The organism is Brumimicrobium sp. (genome assembly GCF_048268645.1).
Taxonomy (GTDB): domain Bacteria; phylum Bacteroidota; class Bacteroidia; order Flavobacteriales_D; family Crocinitomicaceae; genus Brumimicrobium; species Brumimicrobium ulvae.
In genome coordinates this window covers 128,596-147,485 of record NZ_JBLWVE010000001.1, presented here as the reverse complement: position 1 = coordinate 147,485, position 18,890 = coordinate 128,596, and the positions used below count along the sequence as shown (strand labels likewise).

The window sequence follows — 18,890 nt, the reverse complement described above, 5'->3', positions numbered from 1 at the left end:
AACTTTGCAAAATCGTTAACTTTGATTAACAGAGAAGCAAGTTATATACTTTATAATAGGGAACCCATGAAAATTGAAGAAATTAGAAATCAATTCCTTTCTTTTTTTGAAGAAAAAGAACATACTATTGTGCCTTCTGCGCCTATGGTAATTAAAGATGATCCAACCTTGATGTTTACGAACGCCGGGATGGTACCTTTTAAAGAGTACTTTTTGGGGAACGCCATTGCTAAAAATAAACGTGTTACAGATACCCAAAAGTGTTTACGCGTTTCTGGAAAACATAACGACCTTGATGAGGTAGGTGTTGATACATACCACCACACTATGTTTGAAATGCTAGGGAACTGGTCTTTTGGTGATTACTTCAAAGAAGAAGCAATTGAATGGGCCTGGGAACTTTTAACAGGTGTTTATGGAATTGATAAGGACAATCTCTATGTAACGATTTTTGAAGGTGACAAGAAAGATGGTGTTCCAAGGGATACTGAGTCTTATAACTTTTGGAAGAAATGGATCGATGAAGACCGAATTATCGAAGCTGATAAAAAAGATAACTTCTGGGAAATGGGTGAAATGGGTCCTTGTGGACCATGTTCAGAAATCCATGTGGATATTCGTTCTGATGAAGAAAAGAAAAAAGTTAGCGGTAAATCTTTGGTGAATAAAGATCATCCTCAAGTTATCGAGGTATGGAACTTAGTTTTCATTCAATTCAATCGGAAAGCAGATGGAAGTTTAGAAAAATTACCAGCAACGCATATCGATACTGGAATGGGACTTGAACGTCTTGCTATGGTGCTTCAAGGAAAACAATCCAATTATGACATCGATTTGTTCCAGACATTGATTGGACAAATAGTAAAACAATCTGGATTCGAATATGGAAAAAGTGAAACAACTGATATTGCGCTTCGTGTAATTGCAGATCATGTTCGTGCCATAGCTTTCTCCATTTCTGATGGTCAGCTTCCTTCAAATACTGGAGCTGGATATGTAATCCGTAGAATATTAAGAAGAGCTGTTCGTTATGGTTACCAAACACTAAAAATGGACGAACCGTTCTTGGCTCCATTGAGTAAAACTTTGGTTAAAATTATGGGAGATGCATTCCCAGAACTAGTGGACAATAAAACGCTCATCGAAAATGTAATCCGTGAAGAAGAATTAAGCTTCTTTAAAACGCTAGATCACGGTATTAAAAGAATAGAGGTTATTATTCAAGATTTGAATAAACAAAACGTGAAAGAAATCCCTGGAGATCAAGTATTCGAATTGTATGATACTTTTGGTTTTCCATTTGACTTAACTGAGTTAATGGCAAGAGAAGCTGGACTTACCCTAGACCAAAAAGGATTTGAAAAGGCATTGCAGGTTCAAAAAGACCGATCTCGTTCAGCAACATCTATGAAGACCGATGATTGGTCAGAGCTTTTGAAAGATGATAAAGAAGAATTTGTTGGTTACGATCATTTAGAAGCTGAAGTTAAAATTACGCGTTACCGTAAGGTGGAGCAAAAGAAAAAAACTTTCTACCAGTTGGTTTTTAACTTTACACCGTTTTATCCGGAAGGAGGTGGACAAGTTGGTGACAAAGGATATATCGAAGCCAATGGAGAAAAGATTTCAATCTTTGATACAAAAAAAGAAAACAATCTGATTATTCATTTGGTTAAGGAATTACCAAAGGATCCAACGGCAACTTTTAAAGCGGTTGTTGATGCCGAAAAAAGAGGACTTTCTGCTGCAAATCACAGTGCAACCCATCTTTTACACCACGCTTTGCGCAGTGTTTTAGGCGATCATGTGGTGCAAAAAGGATCTTTAGTTCATCCTGATTATTTGCGTTTTGATTTTTCTCACTTCTCTAAAGTTACAGATGAAGAACTAGAAAAAATTGAGGGTATCGTAAACAACTTAATCCGTGAAAATTCACCCCTAACTGAATTGAGAAATACACCTATCAAAGAAGCACAAGAACTAGGTGCGATGATGCTTTTTGGTGAAAAATACGGAGATACTGTACGTGTAATAAAATTTGGAGATTCAATTGAGTTATGTGGTGGAACGCATGTGCCCAATACGGGAAATATTGGATGGTTTAAGATTACATCTGAAGGTTCTGTCGCTTCTGGAATTCGAAGAATTGAAGCCATTTCAAATGTGACTGCAGAGAAGTATATGAATGAAAAGTTATCGATTTTAGACAATGTGAATGCACTGTTTAAAAACACCAAAAATATCGTTCAATCTGTTCAAGACCTCATTGATAGTAACAATCAAATGCAGAAAGAACTGGAAAGAATAGAAAAGGAACGCGCTAAGAATATCAAGACAGAGCTCAAGAAAAGTATCGTTGCAAAAGACGGAATCAACTTTTTAGATGCTATTGTACCCCTTGATGGTGGAGCCATTAAGGATATTTTGTTCCAACTGAAAGGTGAAGTGACTAATCTCTTTGCTGTTGTTGGTGGAGAAAGTGATGGTAAGTGTACTTTGAGCGTGATCATTGATGAGGAACTGGTAAAATCAAAAGATTTTCATGCAGGGAACATTGTACGTTCAGCAGCTAAGCACATCCAAGGTGGAGGTGGAGGACAGCCTTTCTTTGCAACTGCGGGAGGAAAAAATCCAGATGGATTAAAAGCTGCAATTGAAGAGGTTAAAGGCTTAATTTAATCTAAAATAAAACATATACATTGCAAGCCTGATTTGATTAAAATCAGGCTTGCTCATTTTAATCAAAAAGTGCTGATGATGTTGAATAAACTCGTTTTTATTGTGTTCTTTTTTTACTCATCCATGGTCTTTGCTCAACTTTTACAGGATGAAAGAAGTTACACCAGAGCCGATACTTTAAGGGGAGCGTTGCGTCCTGAAAGAACAAATTTTGACGTCTTAAAATACACCCTCGATATTAAGATTAGCCCAAAGGAAAAATTCATTGCCGGAAGCAATACAATTACTTTCCATACAATTGAAAATATGGCTGTGATGCAGTTGGATTTATTCTCCAACATGAAGGTTGATTCCATCGTTTATCAAGGACGTCATTTAAAGTATAAACGAGAATTTAATGCCGTGTTTATATCGTTTAAAAACGCTTTAGATGCGAATGTTATCGATAGTCTACAGTTTTATTATTCTGGAAATCCGATAGTTGCTAAAAATCCGCCTTGGGATGGAGGCTTTGTGTTTTCAAAGGATAAAAACGGGAAGGATTTTATTGGAGTAGCGGTGCAAGGAACAGGAGCTAGTTTATGGTTTCCCAATAAAGATCATCAAAGTGATAAACCAGAAGAGGCTGAGATTCACCTTGAGGTTCCCAACGGTTTAGTTGGTGTTTCTAATGGTAGGTTAATGGGCCTTAAAGAACTATCTAATGGTTTTACAAAGTGGAGTTGGAAAGTGAGTCAACCCATCAACAATTATAACATTACACTAAATATTGGTGATTATGTTCGCTTTTCAGATACTTTTCAAGATTTAGATCTTGACTTCTATGTTTTGTCTTACCATCTCGAAAAAGCCAAAAAACAATTTACTGAAGTTCAACCAATGATGCGGTGTTTTTACGAACATTTTGGCGCATATCCTTTTGAGGAAGACTCATACAAGCTTGTAGAAGCACCATTCTTGGGTATGGAACACCAAAGCGCTATTGCGTACGGAAATAATTATCAATTAGGATACGACGGAACAGATGTTTCACTTTCTGGAATCGGGTTAAAATTTGATTTTATCATTATTCATGAAACGGCACATGAGTGGTTTGGGAACAGTATTTCGGCTGATGATATTGCAGACATGTGGATTCACGAAGCTTTTACCTCGTATGCTGAAGCGGTTTACATTGAGTGTCGTTGGGGTAAAGAAGATGCCCTGAAGTATTTAAAAGGATTAAGAAGTACCATGATTTCGAATAAAGAGCCTATAATTGGAGATTATGGTGTGAATAAAGAAGGGTCGGTAGATATGTATTATAAAGGAGCAAATTTATTGAATACGGTACGGAGCATTATTAATGATGACGAAAAATGGTGGAGTTTATTGAAATCGTTTAGTGAGACTTTCAAGCATAAAATCACCAACACCGAAGAGGTAATCGCCTTTTTTGAAAATGGAACTGATGTTTCTCTGACTCCTGTTTTTGAGGAATATCTTTATTATGCAGCATTACCAACTTTACAAATGAAGAAGGAAAAGGGGAATATTTATTACCGTTGGGCTTCATCTGTAACAGACTTTGAAATGCCGATAGATCTTATAGTAAAAGAAAAAACGCAACGTATTTACCCTAATCAAAATTGGCAGAAATTAAAGAAAGTCAGGAGCTTAAAGAAAGTAAAAGTGGATGTAGATCGTTTTTATGTTCACATGGAAAATCTTTAACATTCAGTATTTATATAACAAACACATAATCAATAGTTTACGCTGTAGCCATGTTTTTCACCGCTTGAAAAAGTTTTAAAAGTTTAGGTAATTATATTATTATTCCATAATATCGTATCTGTTTTACACTACATTAACACGATACTACATGAAACTACAACTATTTGTACTGTGCCTATTTGGTATGTCCTCTTATTTTGTTTCTTCTCAGATTATAACTTCAGATGGAGGAACAATTAATGTAAATAATGGTGGCGTATTGCATCTTAATGGAGGGATGTTATTATCCAATTCATCTGTTTTAACAAATAATGGAAACATCAGTGTTACCAAGAATTCTGCTTTAGTAGAATCAGGTAACTTTATATTGAACTCCAACACTACTGTTTCGGGAAGTGGAGTATACAATATTGAGCAAGATTGGATTAATGACGCAACATTTAATGCAGACAATAGTGAAGTAGAATTGTTTGGAAATACTGAACAGTTGATTACTTCAAATAATGGAACGAACACGACTTTTAACCGATTAACTCTTTCAGGAAATGGAACAGGAGTAAACCGAAGAAAGACCTTGGTTAATGTGGATGCAGCAATAGCTGTTTCTGGTGAATTAAATTTAAACAATAGAGAATTCAATACCAATACTCGTATTTTACACATACAAAACCCTAGTGTTTCTTCAGTGTCGTTTGATAACACCTATAATAATGAAGGGTTTGTAAGTAGTCTTCCCAATGGATTCATGATTAGGGAAATGAACCTATCAGGATCTTATTTATTTCCAGTTGGTTCAAGTGATGGTACACGAAGATTTAGGCCTATAATTGTTGAAAGCGGAGGAAACCAACATCAAACTTATGCAGCAAGGATGAATAATTTTTCGCCAGATAGTCAAGGATTCCCATTGACTCAAAAAGAAGAAAGCATAAGCGAGGCGAATTCAAAGTTTTATCATTCTGTAAGAAGTTTGACAGCCAATTCAAATGCTAATTTATTGCTGTTCTTCGATCCGAATAAAGACAGTGAATGGGAAAGTATAGCGCATTGGAGTACCTCAGAAATTGAATGGAAAGACATTGAAAGTGATGGTATAAACAGTTTCTCAAACTATAAATATTCTTTAAAGAGTAATTGGAGTTTTCCTATTGACAACGATGAATATGTGTTGATTAATTCCTCTTATAGACTTGATATTCCAAATGTATTAACGCCAAATGGGGACAATGTAAATGATGAATTTTATGTTGTTTCAAATGGTTTGACAGAATATCATATTCAAATTCTAAACCGTTGGGGAAATCCTATTTTCGAATCAGATGATGTGAATGAGCCATGGACAGGACATGATCTTAACCAGAACGAATGTACAGATGGAGTGTATTTTTACATCATCAAAGCAAAGTATAAAGACAAAGAGATTCAGGAACATGGACACATAACCTTGATAAAGAAATAATAAAACCAGAAAATCAATAACAATGAAAAAATTAAATATTTTAGTCGTTTCCCTATTTATAGGGAGTTTTAGCTTACTCAACGCACAAGACAATGTTGGAATAGGAACAACCACACCTGAAGCGACTGCCGTTTTAGATGTGAGTGCTAACGATAAAGGAATGTTGGTGCCAAGATTAACTACTGCTCAAAGAGTTGGAATTGCATCTCCAGCAGAAGGGCTTTTGGTTTATGATGTTGACAATGAGTGTTTCTATTATTATAAAACTTCTACCAATTGGGAGAGTTTATGCGCTGGAGGTACAGGAACTCCAGGTCCAGCAGGTCCTCAAGGCCCACAAGGTGATCCTGGTCCAGCAGGTCCACAGGGTCCAGCAGGAGCAACTGGTCCAACGGGTGCACCAGGTCCACAAGGTCCAGCGGGAACCCAAGGTCCACAAGGTGATCCAGGCCCAGCAGGTCCGCAGGGCCCAGCCGGAGCAACTGGTCCCGCAGGTCCAGCAGGTACACCTGGGCCGGCAGGTCCTCAAGGTCCAGTAGGTCCAACAGCAGATGTGCACAGTACAAGTTTAACAGGCGACATACAAGTAACTTCTTCTACCTATACAGCAGTACCGGGAATGGGAACAGTTACGTTTACCGCGACAAAATCTACAGCATTCGTTATCTTGTCTGGTTCTGGTAGAGGGTATACCAATTCAATGGCTTTTGTTGGATTTAGAGTGTTAAACAATGGTGCTTTGGTTGGTGGTACAACTACTAATATTCAAAACTATGACAGCAGTACTGGAACAACCACATTGTGGAGTTGTACCTATACTCAATTGTTAACAGGACTAACTGTTGGAAACACCTATACTTTGAGTGTTCAAGGGATGTCGAGTGGAATTCATGGAACTGCCGGTGCAGGTGTGTATAACTCCAGCTTCCCAGAAAGTGAACACCTTACTTTATCTGTTTTACAATAAGACTATAAAATTACTTATTATGAAAAAAATATTAATCTTCACAGTATTTGGTTTGGCGTCTTACTTTGCTTATGGTCAAGAAAGCAAAACAGCTCCATCAAAAGAACCTATGCTAACTCATTCGTCAAGTGTTTCTGAAAAATCAACAACATCAACAGTTGAAGAGCCAAAATTAACTTCAACTTCGAAGGTTAAGGAAGTGACTGTCCCTGAACAAAAAGCAGTGTTGAATAAAGCAGCAACTATAGAAGAAGACAAATAAATGGTTTCTCGCAAAGGACATTTGTAGGAACAAAAGGACGATTTAGGAAATGAAAAACAACTGAAGACAGATTAATCTACTTCAAATTCTGATTTAGGTTTTTCTTCTTCATTTTCCTTTTTCCATTGGTCTATTTTACGTTGTAAAGCATTTTTCTTCTTTTTCTTTTGTGCTGGATCTAAATCATCTTCATCGTTGCCTTTTCCAAAGTCCATGATGATTTTCTCTTCCTTTGGAGCATCTGTTTTCAATTCGGTAATGGTCGTGTCTTTTTTGTTGATTCCAAACCCTGTTTTTAATGCGCTTTTGAGGTCGTCTTTTGCTTGTTCACGCTGTTCCTCTTTCACGGCTTTTTTTGCTTCTTTATCCCAAGCGAAGCTCGGATTGTCTATGGTGCCAAACATTTTTAAGAAGACCCTAAACCCTGTACCATCATCCACAACATCGCCAAATTCAGAATTTCGTGTTCCTTTGATCTCCCTAAATCTAAAATCAAAAGAATAGTCTATTTCATTTTCAAAAGAATGTGTTCCTTCTAAATTTACATCTAATGCATTCGAACGTATCGTCATTTTAGGAACTGTGATCACCCCTTCTTTGATGGTAAACTCATTCTCGAAGGAATCAAATTTTAAATTCAGTAATTTACTTTCGAAGTCTGCAATTCTGGATTTGGAAATCAATAGTTGTGCCCCAGAACCTTTTAGGCTACTCGTGATTTCCTTAAAGGTCTGCACATTCACTAAAGCCCCATCGGTAATTCTTAATTTAGCACGAACGTCAAACTTTTCTTTCAAGATCTTTTCTTCGTATAAATCAAATGGACCCTTAAAATCTAAATAAATGGAAGCTTTTCCTTGTATATTATCTGAAGTAATTACTGATTGATCAAAGTTGTTCCATTCTTTAAATAAAGGTTTAAATACTACAGCATCAGAACTTAAAATCGTCTCAACAACTAAATACATAGGTCTCTCTTCAGTTATTTTTAATCTCCCTTTAACTTTGGTCTCAGCGCTGGTTCCTTCAATTACGGGGAAGGTAAGTTCATGTTTACCAAACCTCATTTTTCCATTAATACCTGTGTATTGGTGATCACTGTACACAACTTTATTTAAGGCCAAAACTAAACTCCCGTTGATGTTGTCTGGAAGTAGCCATGTCTTAGTCTTCTTGACTTCAGCATTTGTTTTTGATAAATCATCCAAATAGAGTTCTTGACTGCTGATTTGTGCATCGACAGTTAAATTTCCAGCTCCCTTGAAGAAATCCGCCAAATGGTTGAACTCTCCGTCTAATACCAGTGAAGAGTTGTTTAATGCGAGGGATAAGTCGGTTATACCTGCAAATTGATTTCGAATAGTGATGTTTCCGTTTTTCACCCTAAACTTTCGATCGTCATTATTGAATTGACTAGTGATATTGTTCAGTACCAAAGAAGCGCGAAGGTCATATATAGTTATGTCTTTTTGATTGGTTTTCGGATGGTTGAGACGAACATCAAAATTTCCTTTCATTTCTATATTCCCAGAGAGGTGTTGCATTTCAAATGGTCCGAATAAACGGTGAATGGCTTTTAAATCTAAAGTTCCGTCAGCTTTCCCCGTTAATCGTGGTCGATCAAAATCGGTAACGACCAATTGACCAACAAAATCCTCGTTTAAGGTGTTGAACCGAACAGAAGATAAAGAAAGTTTTTCTTTTCCTCCAATTACTCCATTGGTGTAGCTTCCTTTTACATTGATGTTTTTTAAAGAAAAGCCTTGATCTGCTAGACTTCCATTAATGACATCAAAACTCGCCTCGATTGAGGGCGCGCTTGTCTTTTCATTCGAGCCTTTGATCAACAATTCAAAATTCACAAGACCTTTACCGTTAATTTCATCCACTACATCAAGTTCTTGAAGCGTAAAATTTGTGGCAACATCGGCAAGGTTTAAGTTTTTCGCCCCAATATAGAAGTCTAAACTGTCATTACTTACTTTTCCTTTTACTAAAAATGGGAGCTTGTTGATGCTTAAATCAGCAGATTTTATTTCAAAAACATTGTTGATTTGATCCATTTGAATTGAAATATCACATCTAGCCCTTTGGTTTTCAATTAAAGTAAATGACTTAGAACGAATAGTTTCTACATTGAAATTGGTTTTTGCATCAAGAACAAATTGCTTTTCTGTAAAAGAACCGTGCAGCTGTAAATCATCAAAAAACCCTGCGTAGTGCTGCTGTGTAGATTCATTAAAGTAAGAAAAGTCCGTCTCGATCAGATTGATGTTTTTTAAATTAAACTCAAACGGTGTTGTGGTTTCGTTTTCGCTAGGCTTAAGAAAATCATAATTCACAGCTCCATTCTCTAATATTTCTAGATTTAATTTCGCATGTTTTATGTCAATTCGATGAACATCATATTTTTCTGAAAAGAAATCGATGAGATTGAAGCGAAGATCAATTTTTCTGGCATAAATTGCAGTGTCTTGGGTTTGCAAAGTATCGAATTTACTGTGAACCAATACATCGTCAAAAGAAAGGGTCAAGTCGGGGAAACTTTTCCATATTCCAACATCAATATAGCCAATATGAACGCGTTTGTTAAGGTATTTGTTGGCCTCATCTAAGGCATAAGCTTTAATATCATCTTTAAAGACCAAAAGTAGAGCACTAATCAACAGCATGATTCCAACAACAATCCCTGTTGTCCATTTCAAGACCGTTAATACTTTCCTCCAATTCATATTACAATAATAAGGTCAATTTTGACTTCTTACAAGTTCATCACCTATACTTATTAACGATAGATGTTTTAAAAAAGTACAAGACTTGTGATTAAGTCTCTTTTGGTCGACCAAAAACTAGTTTTTAAGTTTTTATCAGGGTAAACCCTTGGTTTGTGTTTTAAATAATAGACTATTTTTGATATTGACTAAAACTATACAAAAATGAAACATTCAATTATTATCATTATTCTAACGTCATTGCTATTGATTTCTTGTGATGCAAAAGAAAACACAGCAGTAGACAAATTGGGAAACACTGTAAAATCTAGTTTCTCGAAAAAAATAACCTTGCCGCTAAATCCCTGCGATTACATTACCCGAAGTATGATCATGGCCCATTTAGATGTAGATGAAGCAAGTTTAGAACTAGATGAAGATTATTTAGAACCTGAAAGTGCATATGCTAAATGTGGATTCAAATGGAAAAAATCAGATTATGATGAATTGAGTAAGATTCATCAGGACGTCATGATGGAACACATGATGCATAAAATTCAAAAAAATAAAGGTCCACAACCTAAAATGTCTGATATCACAAAACTTGAATCACCATTTGGAACCGTAAAAGTTGGAAACTTTAAGCAGTACAAAGATTTACAACAAGCTTTAGATCGTTTCACTCAGGCCCATACTGTTCCTTCGAAAGAAGATATGGCAACATTGAATAAGGAAATTGACAAAAAACTCAAAGAAGAGGGGTTTACTGAAAGTTCTCAAAAGGCCGGAAAAGAATTGGTAGGTGGAATAGCTGGCGGCTTAAAATTCACAAAAATTGATGGAATTGCTGATCAAGCCTACTTTGACCATTTGGACCGTTCTCTTGATGTACGTTATGGCACCTTTGCTTTTAAGGTGGTCATTGATACAGAGTTGTCTTTTGATGAAAATATAGCTATTGCCAAAAAAATAGCGCAAGAAGTCTGGGATAAGCTATAAGTGACTGGCATCTTCTAACTTTGTGTATAAATTTATAAGGAAAGCTTCCTTTAAGATGCCTTATCTCTATATTTAACAATATATTTGCATCAAAATAATAAATTATGAGCTTAGTTACAGTTGGAAGTGTCGCATTTGATGCTATTGAAACACCTTTTGGAAAAACAGATAAAATAATTGGAGGAGCAGGAACATATATCGCTTTATCTTCTTCTTATTTTGTGAAAGAACAGAATATCGTAGCGGTTGTTGGAGAAGACTTTCCGCAAGAAATGATCGATAAGTTGAGTAACAGAGGGGTTAACCTTGAAGGTCTTCAAATCAAAAAGGGTGAAAAGTCATTCTTTTGGTCTGGAAAGTATAACATCGACATGAACTCAAGAGACACCTTGATTACTGAGCTAAACGTACTGGAACATTTCGACCCAATTATTCCAGAGTCATACCAAAACTGTGACTACCTGATGTTAGGAAATCTAAGTCCTGATGTTCAGCTGAAAGTAATTAAGCGTTTAAAAAATCGTCCAAAATTGGTTGCAATGGATACCATGAATTTTTGGATGGATATTGCAATGGAGGACTTGACAAAAACCTTAAAAGAAATTGATATTTTAATCATAAATGATGAGGAGGCCCGTCAACTTTCTGGAGAGTATTCTCTTGTAAAAGCAGCGAAGAAAATTCGTGAGATGGGGCCAAAATACTTAATCATTAAGAAGGGTGAACATGGTGCATTATTGTTCCACGGATCAAATGCATTCTTTGCTCCTGCTTTGCCACTAGAAGATGTTTTTGACCCAACAGGAGCTGGAGACACCTTCGCTGGTGGATTTATGGGGTATTTAGCATCAACTGATGACATTTCTTTTGAAAATATGAAAAGAGGAATTATTGCTGGATCTGCAATGGCATCTTTCTGTGTGGAGAAGTTTGGAACCGAAAGACTAGAAAACTTAACGAAGAGTGAAATTGAAGACCGTATTCATGAATTTGTTCAATTGACCAATTTCGATATGGTTCAGTCTGTATAATATTTGTTATAATGGAGAAAAGAGAATTTATTGATGCCTTAAAGGAGCTTACAGAAAAAGACGATGTTCTTGCTGTAGGTAGAGAAGTAAATGAATTGCGAACGCAATTTGAAGATTACCTAATTGAAGCAACTCGTCAGTTTCAGATTGCTGAACTTGAGGCCAAAGATAAGAACGAAGAATTTACTCAAGAAGATTGGATTACCCCATTAAAAGAGGAATTCTACGAAGTTTTTTCTCCATACAAAGAAAAAAGAAAAGCTTTGATTGAAGCTAAACGTGATGAGGAAGAAGAAAACCTTAAAAAGAAACGGGCTTTAATCAACCAATTAAAAACCATTATTTCTGAAGAAGAAAATATTGGAGCAGCTTTTTCTGCCCATAAAGAAATCAATGAAAAGTGGAAGAAGATTGGCGATATTCCAAGAGATAAGCGCAACGATATTCAGCAAGAATACAGCCGTTTACTCGAGGAGTTCTTCTACAACATGAACATTTATAAGGAAATCAAAGATTATGATTTCAAGAAAAACTACGAGGCGAAGAAAGCACTGATAGATCAGTTAAAAACGCTGAGCAAAGTAGAGAATATTAAAGAAGTAGAGGCGTCAATCAAACAACTTCAAAATGAATGGGAAGATATCGGACCAACAAAGCAAGAGCTTTGGGAAGAAATGAAAAATGAATACTGGTCAACTGTAAACGTTATTTATGACCGAATCCGTGCTTTTTATGATGAACGTCGTGAAAAAATGCAGGAAAACATCGTTAAAAAGAAAGCCCTTATTGAAAAAATGGAGGACTTGCTTTCTAAAGAACGCGAAGATGTTAAAACATGGGGGAATCAAACAAAGGAAGTTTTGGCTCTTCAAAAAGAATGGAAAACAATTGGTTTTGGCCCTAAAAAGGAAAACGATGCCGTTTGGAAAATATTCCGAGGTTTGTGTGATCAGTTTTTCTCCTTAAAAAGTGAATTTTTTAAAGATATTCAGCAGGAGTTTGATAAGATTGCTGAGGTAAAGAAGCGCTTAATTGAAAAAGCACACAAACTCAAAGAAAATACAGATTGGGGTCCAGCAACAAAATCAATTATTGACCTGCAAAAAGAATGGAAAAGAGCAGGAAGTGCAGGACAAAAACATGAACAATCTTTATGGAAAGAATTCCGCGCAGCATGTGATTTTTTCTTTGATGCTAAACAAGCTCATTTTGATGAAAAAGACAAAGCTTTTGAAGATAACTTAAAAGCAAAACAAGCATTGATTGAAGAAATTAAAGCGTATGATCTTCCTTCGGATAAAAAAGAAGCCATTGCCGCTTTGCATGAGTTTGCCGATCGTTTCTCAAAAGTAGGATTTGTTCCTTCAAAACAAAAGGACGAAGTATTTAAAGCCTACAAAACAGCACTTGATAAGCATTATGAAGCGCTCGATATGAAAGGTGAAGAGAAGGAGAAAGTAATGTTTGAAGCGCGTATCAATACCATCAAAGGAAGTAGTAATGCTGCCGAATTGTTTGAAAAAGAAAAACAAGCCATACGTAACGAAATCAATTCCATCAAACAGGAAATTATCCAGTTTGAGAACAACCTTGGTTTTTTCGCCAATTCAAAAGGAGCAAATGCCCTTAAAGATCAAGTTGAAAATAACATCAAAGCAGAGCAAGATAAGTTGATTGCACTTAAAGCGAAGCTTAAAATGATTCCAAATGAATAAAATATACAATACCTGGATTTTTATCATTTCCCTACTGACATTGCCTTTTGCTTTTGCAGTTGGATTGAATGAAGTCTTTGGTATTTTTGGGATGAAAATCCATGGCGATCAATTCGAGTATAAAAACTTGGTGTTTGGACTCTCTGGAGGACTCATTTTTGTGATTGGTGCTATGCGTTCTTCAAGAAAATGGTCCGGAATTAAAATCGTAAATCAACTCGATCGTTTTCAGTTCAATACAGTAATTAGTGACGAGCGAAAAGAAAGGGTGATCCTCAATAATGGAATTGAAATCATTGGATTCTTTCTTATAGGTTTGGTTTTCTTTATCTTTTCAAAAGACGCCATCTATATCAGTTTGATTTTTGTCATTTTTATCCTTGATTCCATCATCAACACAATTCGTGGTTTGGTAAGTAAAAAGTACCGAATCGGAATGACACGGAAAGCAATAGTTGCTGTTGACCGAGAAGTTAAGGCCATCTACTTTAAAGGCTTGAAACGCATCTCAATTTCAAAAGGACAACTCTTTTTTGAATACAATAACGACCTGGTTTTAGATTTTGCTTTAAGCGACATTCCGCCAGAAAGGCAAGAAGAATTTATGAACCTATTACGTAATAATGTAGATGAAAACAAGGTGTACTTTTCAGGGTTCGAAGAAGAATAAAGCTTAAGAAGCTAGAGTAATTTACATCAAAAGTCAAATATTTAGAATATTTAAGACGTAAATCGGGTTTTTATCTCTCAACTTGACGCATTTATTCTCATCTTTGTAGTTTAAAATTTTAAGAAAATTATGGATTTTTGGATTAAAGCCGCGCAACTTTTACTTTCATTAGCGATTCTTGTTACGGTGCATGAGTTTGGACATTATCTTGCCGCCCGTGCATTTAAGATTAGGGTTGAGAAATTTTACCTTTTCTTTGATCCATGGTTTTCCTTGTTGAAAAAGAAAATTGGTGATACAGAATGGGGTATTGGTTGGCTTCCATTAGGCGGATATGTTAAAATCGCTGGAATGATCGATGAATCGATGGACAAAGACCAGATGGCTCAAGCTCCCAAAGAAGATGAATTTAGGTCTAAACCAGCATGGCAACGTTTGATTGTTATGGTTGCCGGTGTTGTGGTCAACGTAATCGTTGGATTCTTTATTTATATCATGGTTGTTGCTGCGTGGGGAGAAAGTGTGATCAGTAATGACACCCTCAAATATGGAATAGCAGTCAATAAAAACTTTGCTGAACTAGATTTAGGAATTGAAGATGGTGATATAATCACAGCAGTTGATGGTGAAAAAGTTGAAAATGCAAGGTTGGTAAATCTTCAAATTTTCTTGCGCGGATACAGAACCTTGGAGGTGCAAAAACCTTCCGGAGAAAAGTTGACCGTCGAACTGGATCAAAACATCAATGATTGGATGTGGGAAAACGACGCTGTAATGGCGTTTTCTACAAGAATGCCAACGGTTGTTGATTCTGTGATGCAAGATAGAGATGCTTATAAAAAAGGTTTGACTAAGGGCGATAGCATTGTTTCAATCAACGGGGTTGCAACACCATTTTATCATGACCTTCAAGCTGAATTGGCAAAACAAGAAGGTGACTCTGCTATGGCAGTTGTTGGGCTCTATAGAAATGGTGAGTATAAAGAGCTAGAGCTTTTAACAGACGCTAAAAAATCTATAGGCTTCCTCTTAAAAACACCTGATTGGCTTAAACCTACTCAGACCTCATATACTTTTGCAGAATCAATTTCAAAAGGTATTACAAAAGCAGGTTGGACCATGCATGACTATGCAGCACAACTCCCTTTGATTTTTACATCCAAAGGTGCGCAAAGTGTTGGTGGTTTTGGTGCTATCGGAGGACTTTTTCCACCTGTATGGGACTGGCAGGTATTCTGGGCCAATACAGCATTTATTTCTTTGGTCTTAGCAATAATGAATATTCTTCCTATTCCAGCATTGGATGGTGGACACATTGTTTTCCTATTGTATGAAATGGTGACCGGTAAGGAAGCTCCACAAAAAGTACTGGAATACGCACAGCTGATTGGATTTGTCCTCTTGATTTCCATATTCCTCTATGCCAATGGGAATGATGTGTATCGTTATTTCTTTGAGTAATACAAGTCCGTATAAATAATAATGATTTTGTAATGAATAGCATATCTATTTCTTTAGGTATGCTATTTGTGTTTTAGGCTTTGTCAAGAACAAATTTCATTTTTATCTCACTCAACCTCATGTTTTACTTTTTATCCTCTCCTGTGTTCAATTAACATAATTTATTATAGAGAACTCACATTAAAATCGTACTTTTGAGTACTAAAAATTTAAGAAACCATGAAAATTATTACACTTTTAACAACATTTATTTTTACAGTTGGATTTTTGTTTTCACAAGAATTAACCTTGAAATATGAAATTTCTATGCAATCAGACGATCCTCAAATTCAATCTCAATTGGGAATGATGCAAGGTTCTACATTACAGGTGTTCACTAAAGACAACAAATCACGTACTGAAATGAGTATGGGAGGATTGATGACCACCACAACAATTTTAGATTCAGATGCTAAAAAAGGGGTTTTATTAATGGATGGAATGCTTGGAAAACAAGGGGCAACTTTTGAAGATAAAGAGGAAACAGAAGAAAATGAAGACTTTGAGTATGAAATTGAATTGATCGATGAAACTAAAGAAATTTTAGGTCATACTTGTAAAAAAGCAGTTATTTACACTGAAGAAGACATGGAATTGATTTACTGGTATACTGAAGATTTCGATGTGAAAGCGGGTTCTTTAGGAAAGTATGTCAAAGATAATGTACCAGGTCTTGCACTTGAGTTTTCTGTTGAGCAACCTCAAATGACCATGACTTTTACGGCAACTGAATTTAAAGAGAAAGTAAAAGAAACAAAAGGAATGTTTGATTTGGAAATTCCAGAAGGGTATACTGAAAAATCCTTTGAAGAAATTCAAGGAATGTCAGGTCAATAATATAAATCCAAAACGAATGAGTAATCATTCGTTTTTTTAATTTACACAATATGAGTATTAAAGCATTTTTAACAGGGACATTGGTGATGTTCTCAATGCTTGCTTTTTCGCAAGCAACCAAAGGAAAAGTAATGTATGACGTTTTTGTTTCGTCTGATGATCCAAGTGTTTCTGCATATGTTGACCAGATGGAGAACAGTCTTTTAGAAATCTTTTTCTCTGGTAATAAAACCAGAACAAACTTCCACATGGGAGAAATGATGACAACCATGACTATTTCTGTGAAAGAGCAAGATACCGTATTGGTATTGCTGGATGGAATGATGGGGAAAATTGCAATGAAAGTGACAGAAGACGATATGGATGATGAACGTCGTATGGCACTCGAAAAACAAGAAGTAGAATTGATCGAAGGGGAAACCAAAGAGGTGATGGGATACACGTGTAAGAAGGCCATCATCATCGGAGCTGACGGAAATGAGTCAACTGTTTGGTATACTGAAGAAATTGCTCCAGCACACAGAGAAGGCGAATACCTGAATGAAGAAATTCCTGGTTTACCTCTGGAAATGACAGCTAAGTATGGTAAAATGGACATGAAAATTGTTGCTTTTGAATTCAAAGGTAAAATCAAAAAGGAAGATGAGGTTTTTAGTCTCGAAGTTCCGGAGGGATTCGTTTTGAAGACCATGGAAGAAATGAAAAGCTTTGGGAGGTAAGCGCTAAAAGCCATGAAAAACAAAGTGTTTGTTTATAGCGCCTTGGCAATATTATTCATGCTATCAAGTTGTAGAAATATCGTTCAAAAGTTTGACCAGTATTTACATAAATCTTATCAACGTAATGACTTTGTAGATCAAAAGGTTCAACTAGGAGATCATGAATTATTTTATTACGATAACAAACGGGAGGATGCTCCTGTTTTGTTATTCGTTCATGGTTTTGGAGGGGATGGTAAGATTTCATGGAGGGACCAAGCCAAAGACTTTTCTAAAGATCATCGCGTAATCATTCCAGATATACTTTGGTTTGGAGATAGCAAAAGTTCATCAACTCCACAACTCAAAACACAAGTAGATGCCATTCATCAACTTATCGACCATCTCGCACTTAAAAACGTTCATTTGGTTGGAATTTCTTATGGTGGATTCATTAGTCTAGGATACGCGCAAACACATCAAGAAAAACTTGCCTCATTGACGATAGTAGATTCACCAGGTGTACATTTTTCTGATGAAGAATTGCAGGCCTTCTGTGAAAAAGTAGGAGTAGAGGAAATTGCTGATGCATTCTTGCCTACAAATAGTGAGGAAGTCAAAAGAATGATGGAGTTTTCATTTCGTAAAGCCCCACCGCTGACCTCTGGAATTAGAGAGCAAATTATTGGAATATACCTTTCTAAGAATCCCGATGAGCAGCGAAAAATGTTAGAAGAACTTCCGAAAAATCGCAATCAATTTGAAGAGTTAAATATTACTGTCCCTGTTTTAATTTTGTGGGGAGAAGATGATGATATTTTCTTGATCAATGACGCAGTAGAATTGCAAAAACAATTGGACGCTCAATTAGAAATTATACCAAAAGCTGGACATGCACTGCCTGCAGAACAACCAAAAGCTTTTAATGAGGCACTAAGAAACTTTATTGAATCAATATAATTGTTCATCAATTTATTCGAAAAGAAATTGAAGCCTATTATCTTCGTAAAAATTGCACAGAATGACATCCAAAAAACACGAAATCGTTTTCGCCACCCAAAATAAAAACAAAGCCTATGAAATTCAAGGACTGCTACCCAATCATATTGTGGTAAAAACCTTGTCAGATATTGGTTGTGAAGATGATATTCCGGAAGATCAACCAGATTTAGCCGGAAATGCCCTACAAAAAGCAAGGTACATCTATGATAAATACAATGTGGATTGTTTTGCAGATGATACAGGTTTAGAAATTAATGCCTTGAATGGCGAACCTGGAGTTTACAGTGCAAGGTATGCTGGTCCAGAAAAGGACAGTGAGAAAAATATGGATTTGGTGCTGAAAAAATTAGAAAATATTAGTGATCGTAAAGCACAGTTTAGAACTGTAATAGCATTGATTTTTGAAGGAAGGGAATATTTATTCGAAGGAAAGGTTGTAGGCGATATTCGAATGGAGAAAAGTGGGCAGGAAGGCTTTGGTTATGACCCGATTTTTGAACCTGAAAATTACGGAAAGACTTTCGCAGAAATGACCAAAGAGGAGAAAAATGAACGCAGTCATAGAGGAAGAGCCATAGAGAAGTTAGCTGTTTTTTTAAAGGAGAGGTAAGTGTTTTAATATAAGCAAAATACGTCAAAAGACGTAT

At 36.1% G+C, this 18,890-nt stretch carries 15 protein-coding genes; 14 read left to right on the top strand and 1 reads right to left on the bottom strand.

What is annotated here, in order from left to right:
* The first annotated feature begins 66 nt into the window (after positions 1–66).
* The 5 genes from alaS to ACN0U3_RS00610 all read left to right on the top strand — a co-directional run bounded on the left by alaS (position 67) and on the right by ACN0U3_RS00610 (position 7,080).
* The gene (alaS, locus tag ACN0U3_RS00630) at positions 67–2,679 is read left to right on the top strand and encodes an alanine--tRNA ligase (RefSeq protein ID WP_417264747.1); all 2,613 of its coding nucleotides are present in this window, start codon (positions 67–69) and stop codon (positions 2,677–2,679) included.
* Positions 2,680–2,757: 78 nt separating this feature from the next.
* On the top strand, positions 2,758–4,392 hold the full coding sequence (locus tag ACN0U3_RS00625; protein WP_417264746.1) for a M1 family metallopeptidase: 1,635 nt from the start codon (positions 2,758–2,760) through the stop codon (positions 4,390–4,392).
* A gap of 148 nt (positions 4,393–4,540) precedes the next feature.
* Positions 4,541–5,851, top strand: coding sequence for a gliding motility-associated C-terminal domain-containing protein (locus tag ACN0U3_RS00620; RefSeq protein WP_417264745.1), 1,311 nt, complete (start codon positions 4,541–4,543; stop codon positions 5,849–5,851).
* A gap of 22 nt (positions 5,852–5,873) precedes the next feature.
* Positions 5,874–6,818, top strand: coding sequence for a hypothetical protein (locus tag ACN0U3_RS00615; RefSeq protein WP_299203082.1), 945 nt, complete (start codon positions 5,874–5,876; stop codon positions 6,816–6,818).
* A 19-nt stretch (positions 6,819–6,837) separates the two neighbouring features.
* The gene (locus ACN0U3_RS00610) at positions 6,838–7,080 is read left to right on the top strand and encodes a hypothetical protein (protein WP_417264744.1); all 243 of its coding nucleotides are present in this window, start codon (positions 6,838–6,840) and stop codon (positions 7,078–7,080) included.
* 71 nt (positions 7,081–7,151) lie between these two features.
* Here ACN0U3_RS00610 and ACN0U3_RS00605 read toward each other — a convergent pair whose 3' ends face one another.
* Positions 7,152–9,812, bottom strand: a complete 2,661-nt coding sequence (locus tag ACN0U3_RS00605) for an AsmA-like C-terminal region-containing protein (protein ID WP_417264743.1) — start codon at positions 9,810–9,812, stop codon at positions 7,152–7,154.
* Positions 9,813–10,016: 204 nt separating this feature from the next.
* Between ACN0U3_RS00605 and ACN0U3_RS00600 the strand changes: the two genes are divergently transcribed.
* From ACN0U3_RS00600 to ACN0U3_RS00560, 9 genes are all read left to right on the top strand, one after another.
* On the top strand, positions 10,017–10,790 hold the full coding sequence (locus ACN0U3_RS00600; protein WP_417264742.1) for a hypothetical protein: 774 nt from the start codon (positions 10,017–10,019) through the stop codon (positions 10,788–10,790).
* A 101-nt stretch (positions 10,791–10,891) separates the two neighbouring features.
* Positions 10,892–11,821, top strand: coding sequence for a PfkB family carbohydrate kinase (locus tag ACN0U3_RS00595; RefSeq protein WP_299203150.1), 930 nt, complete (start codon positions 10,892–10,894; stop codon positions 11,819–11,821).
* A gap of 11 nt (positions 11,822–11,832) precedes the next feature.
* Complete coding sequence (locus ACN0U3_RS00590; RefSeq protein ID WP_417264741.1) at positions 11,833–13,536, top strand: DUF349 domain-containing protein; 1,704 nt, start codon at positions 11,833–11,835, stop codon at positions 13,534–13,536.
* The gene (locus ACN0U3_RS00585; RefSeq protein WP_299203095.1) at positions 13,529–14,206 is read left to right on the top strand and encodes a hypothetical protein; all 678 of its coding nucleotides are present in this window, start codon (positions 13,529–13,531) and stop codon (positions 14,204–14,206) included. Before ACN0U3_RS00590 ends, ACN0U3_RS00585 begins: the two co-directional genes overlap by 8 nt.
* Positions 14,207–14,335: 129 nt before the next feature.
* Positions 14,336–15,667 carry an RIP metalloprotease RseP gene (gene rseP, locus ACN0U3_RS00580; RefSeq protein ID WP_299203098.1) on the top strand — a complete coding sequence of 444 codons (1,332 nt, stop codon included), beginning with the start codon at positions 14,336–14,338 and terminating at the stop codon, positions 15,665–15,667.
* A 219-nt stretch (positions 15,668–15,886) separates the two neighbouring features.
* Positions 15,887–16,543, top strand: coding sequence for a hypothetical protein (locus ACN0U3_RS00575; RefSeq protein ID WP_299203113.1), 657 nt, complete (start codon positions 15,887–15,889; stop codon positions 16,541–16,543).
* Positions 16,544–16,593: 50 nt separating this feature from the next.
* A complete protein-coding gene (locus tag ACN0U3_RS00570) occupies positions 16,594–17,262 on the top strand; it encodes a hypothetical protein (protein WP_417264740.1) in 669 nt (222 codons plus the stop codon).
* Between the two features lie 12 nt (positions 17,263–17,274).
* Complete coding sequence (locus ACN0U3_RS00565) at positions 17,275–18,201, top strand: alpha/beta fold hydrolase (RefSeq protein WP_417264739.1); 927 nt, start codon at positions 17,275–17,277, stop codon at positions 18,199–18,201.
* 61 nt (positions 18,202–18,262) lie between these two features.
* A complete protein-coding gene (locus tag ACN0U3_RS00560) occupies positions 18,263–18,853 on the top strand; it encodes a non-canonical purine NTP diphosphatase (RefSeq protein ID WP_417264738.1) in 591 nt (196 codons plus the stop codon).
* The last annotated feature ends 37 nt before the right edge of the window (positions 18,854–18,890 follow it).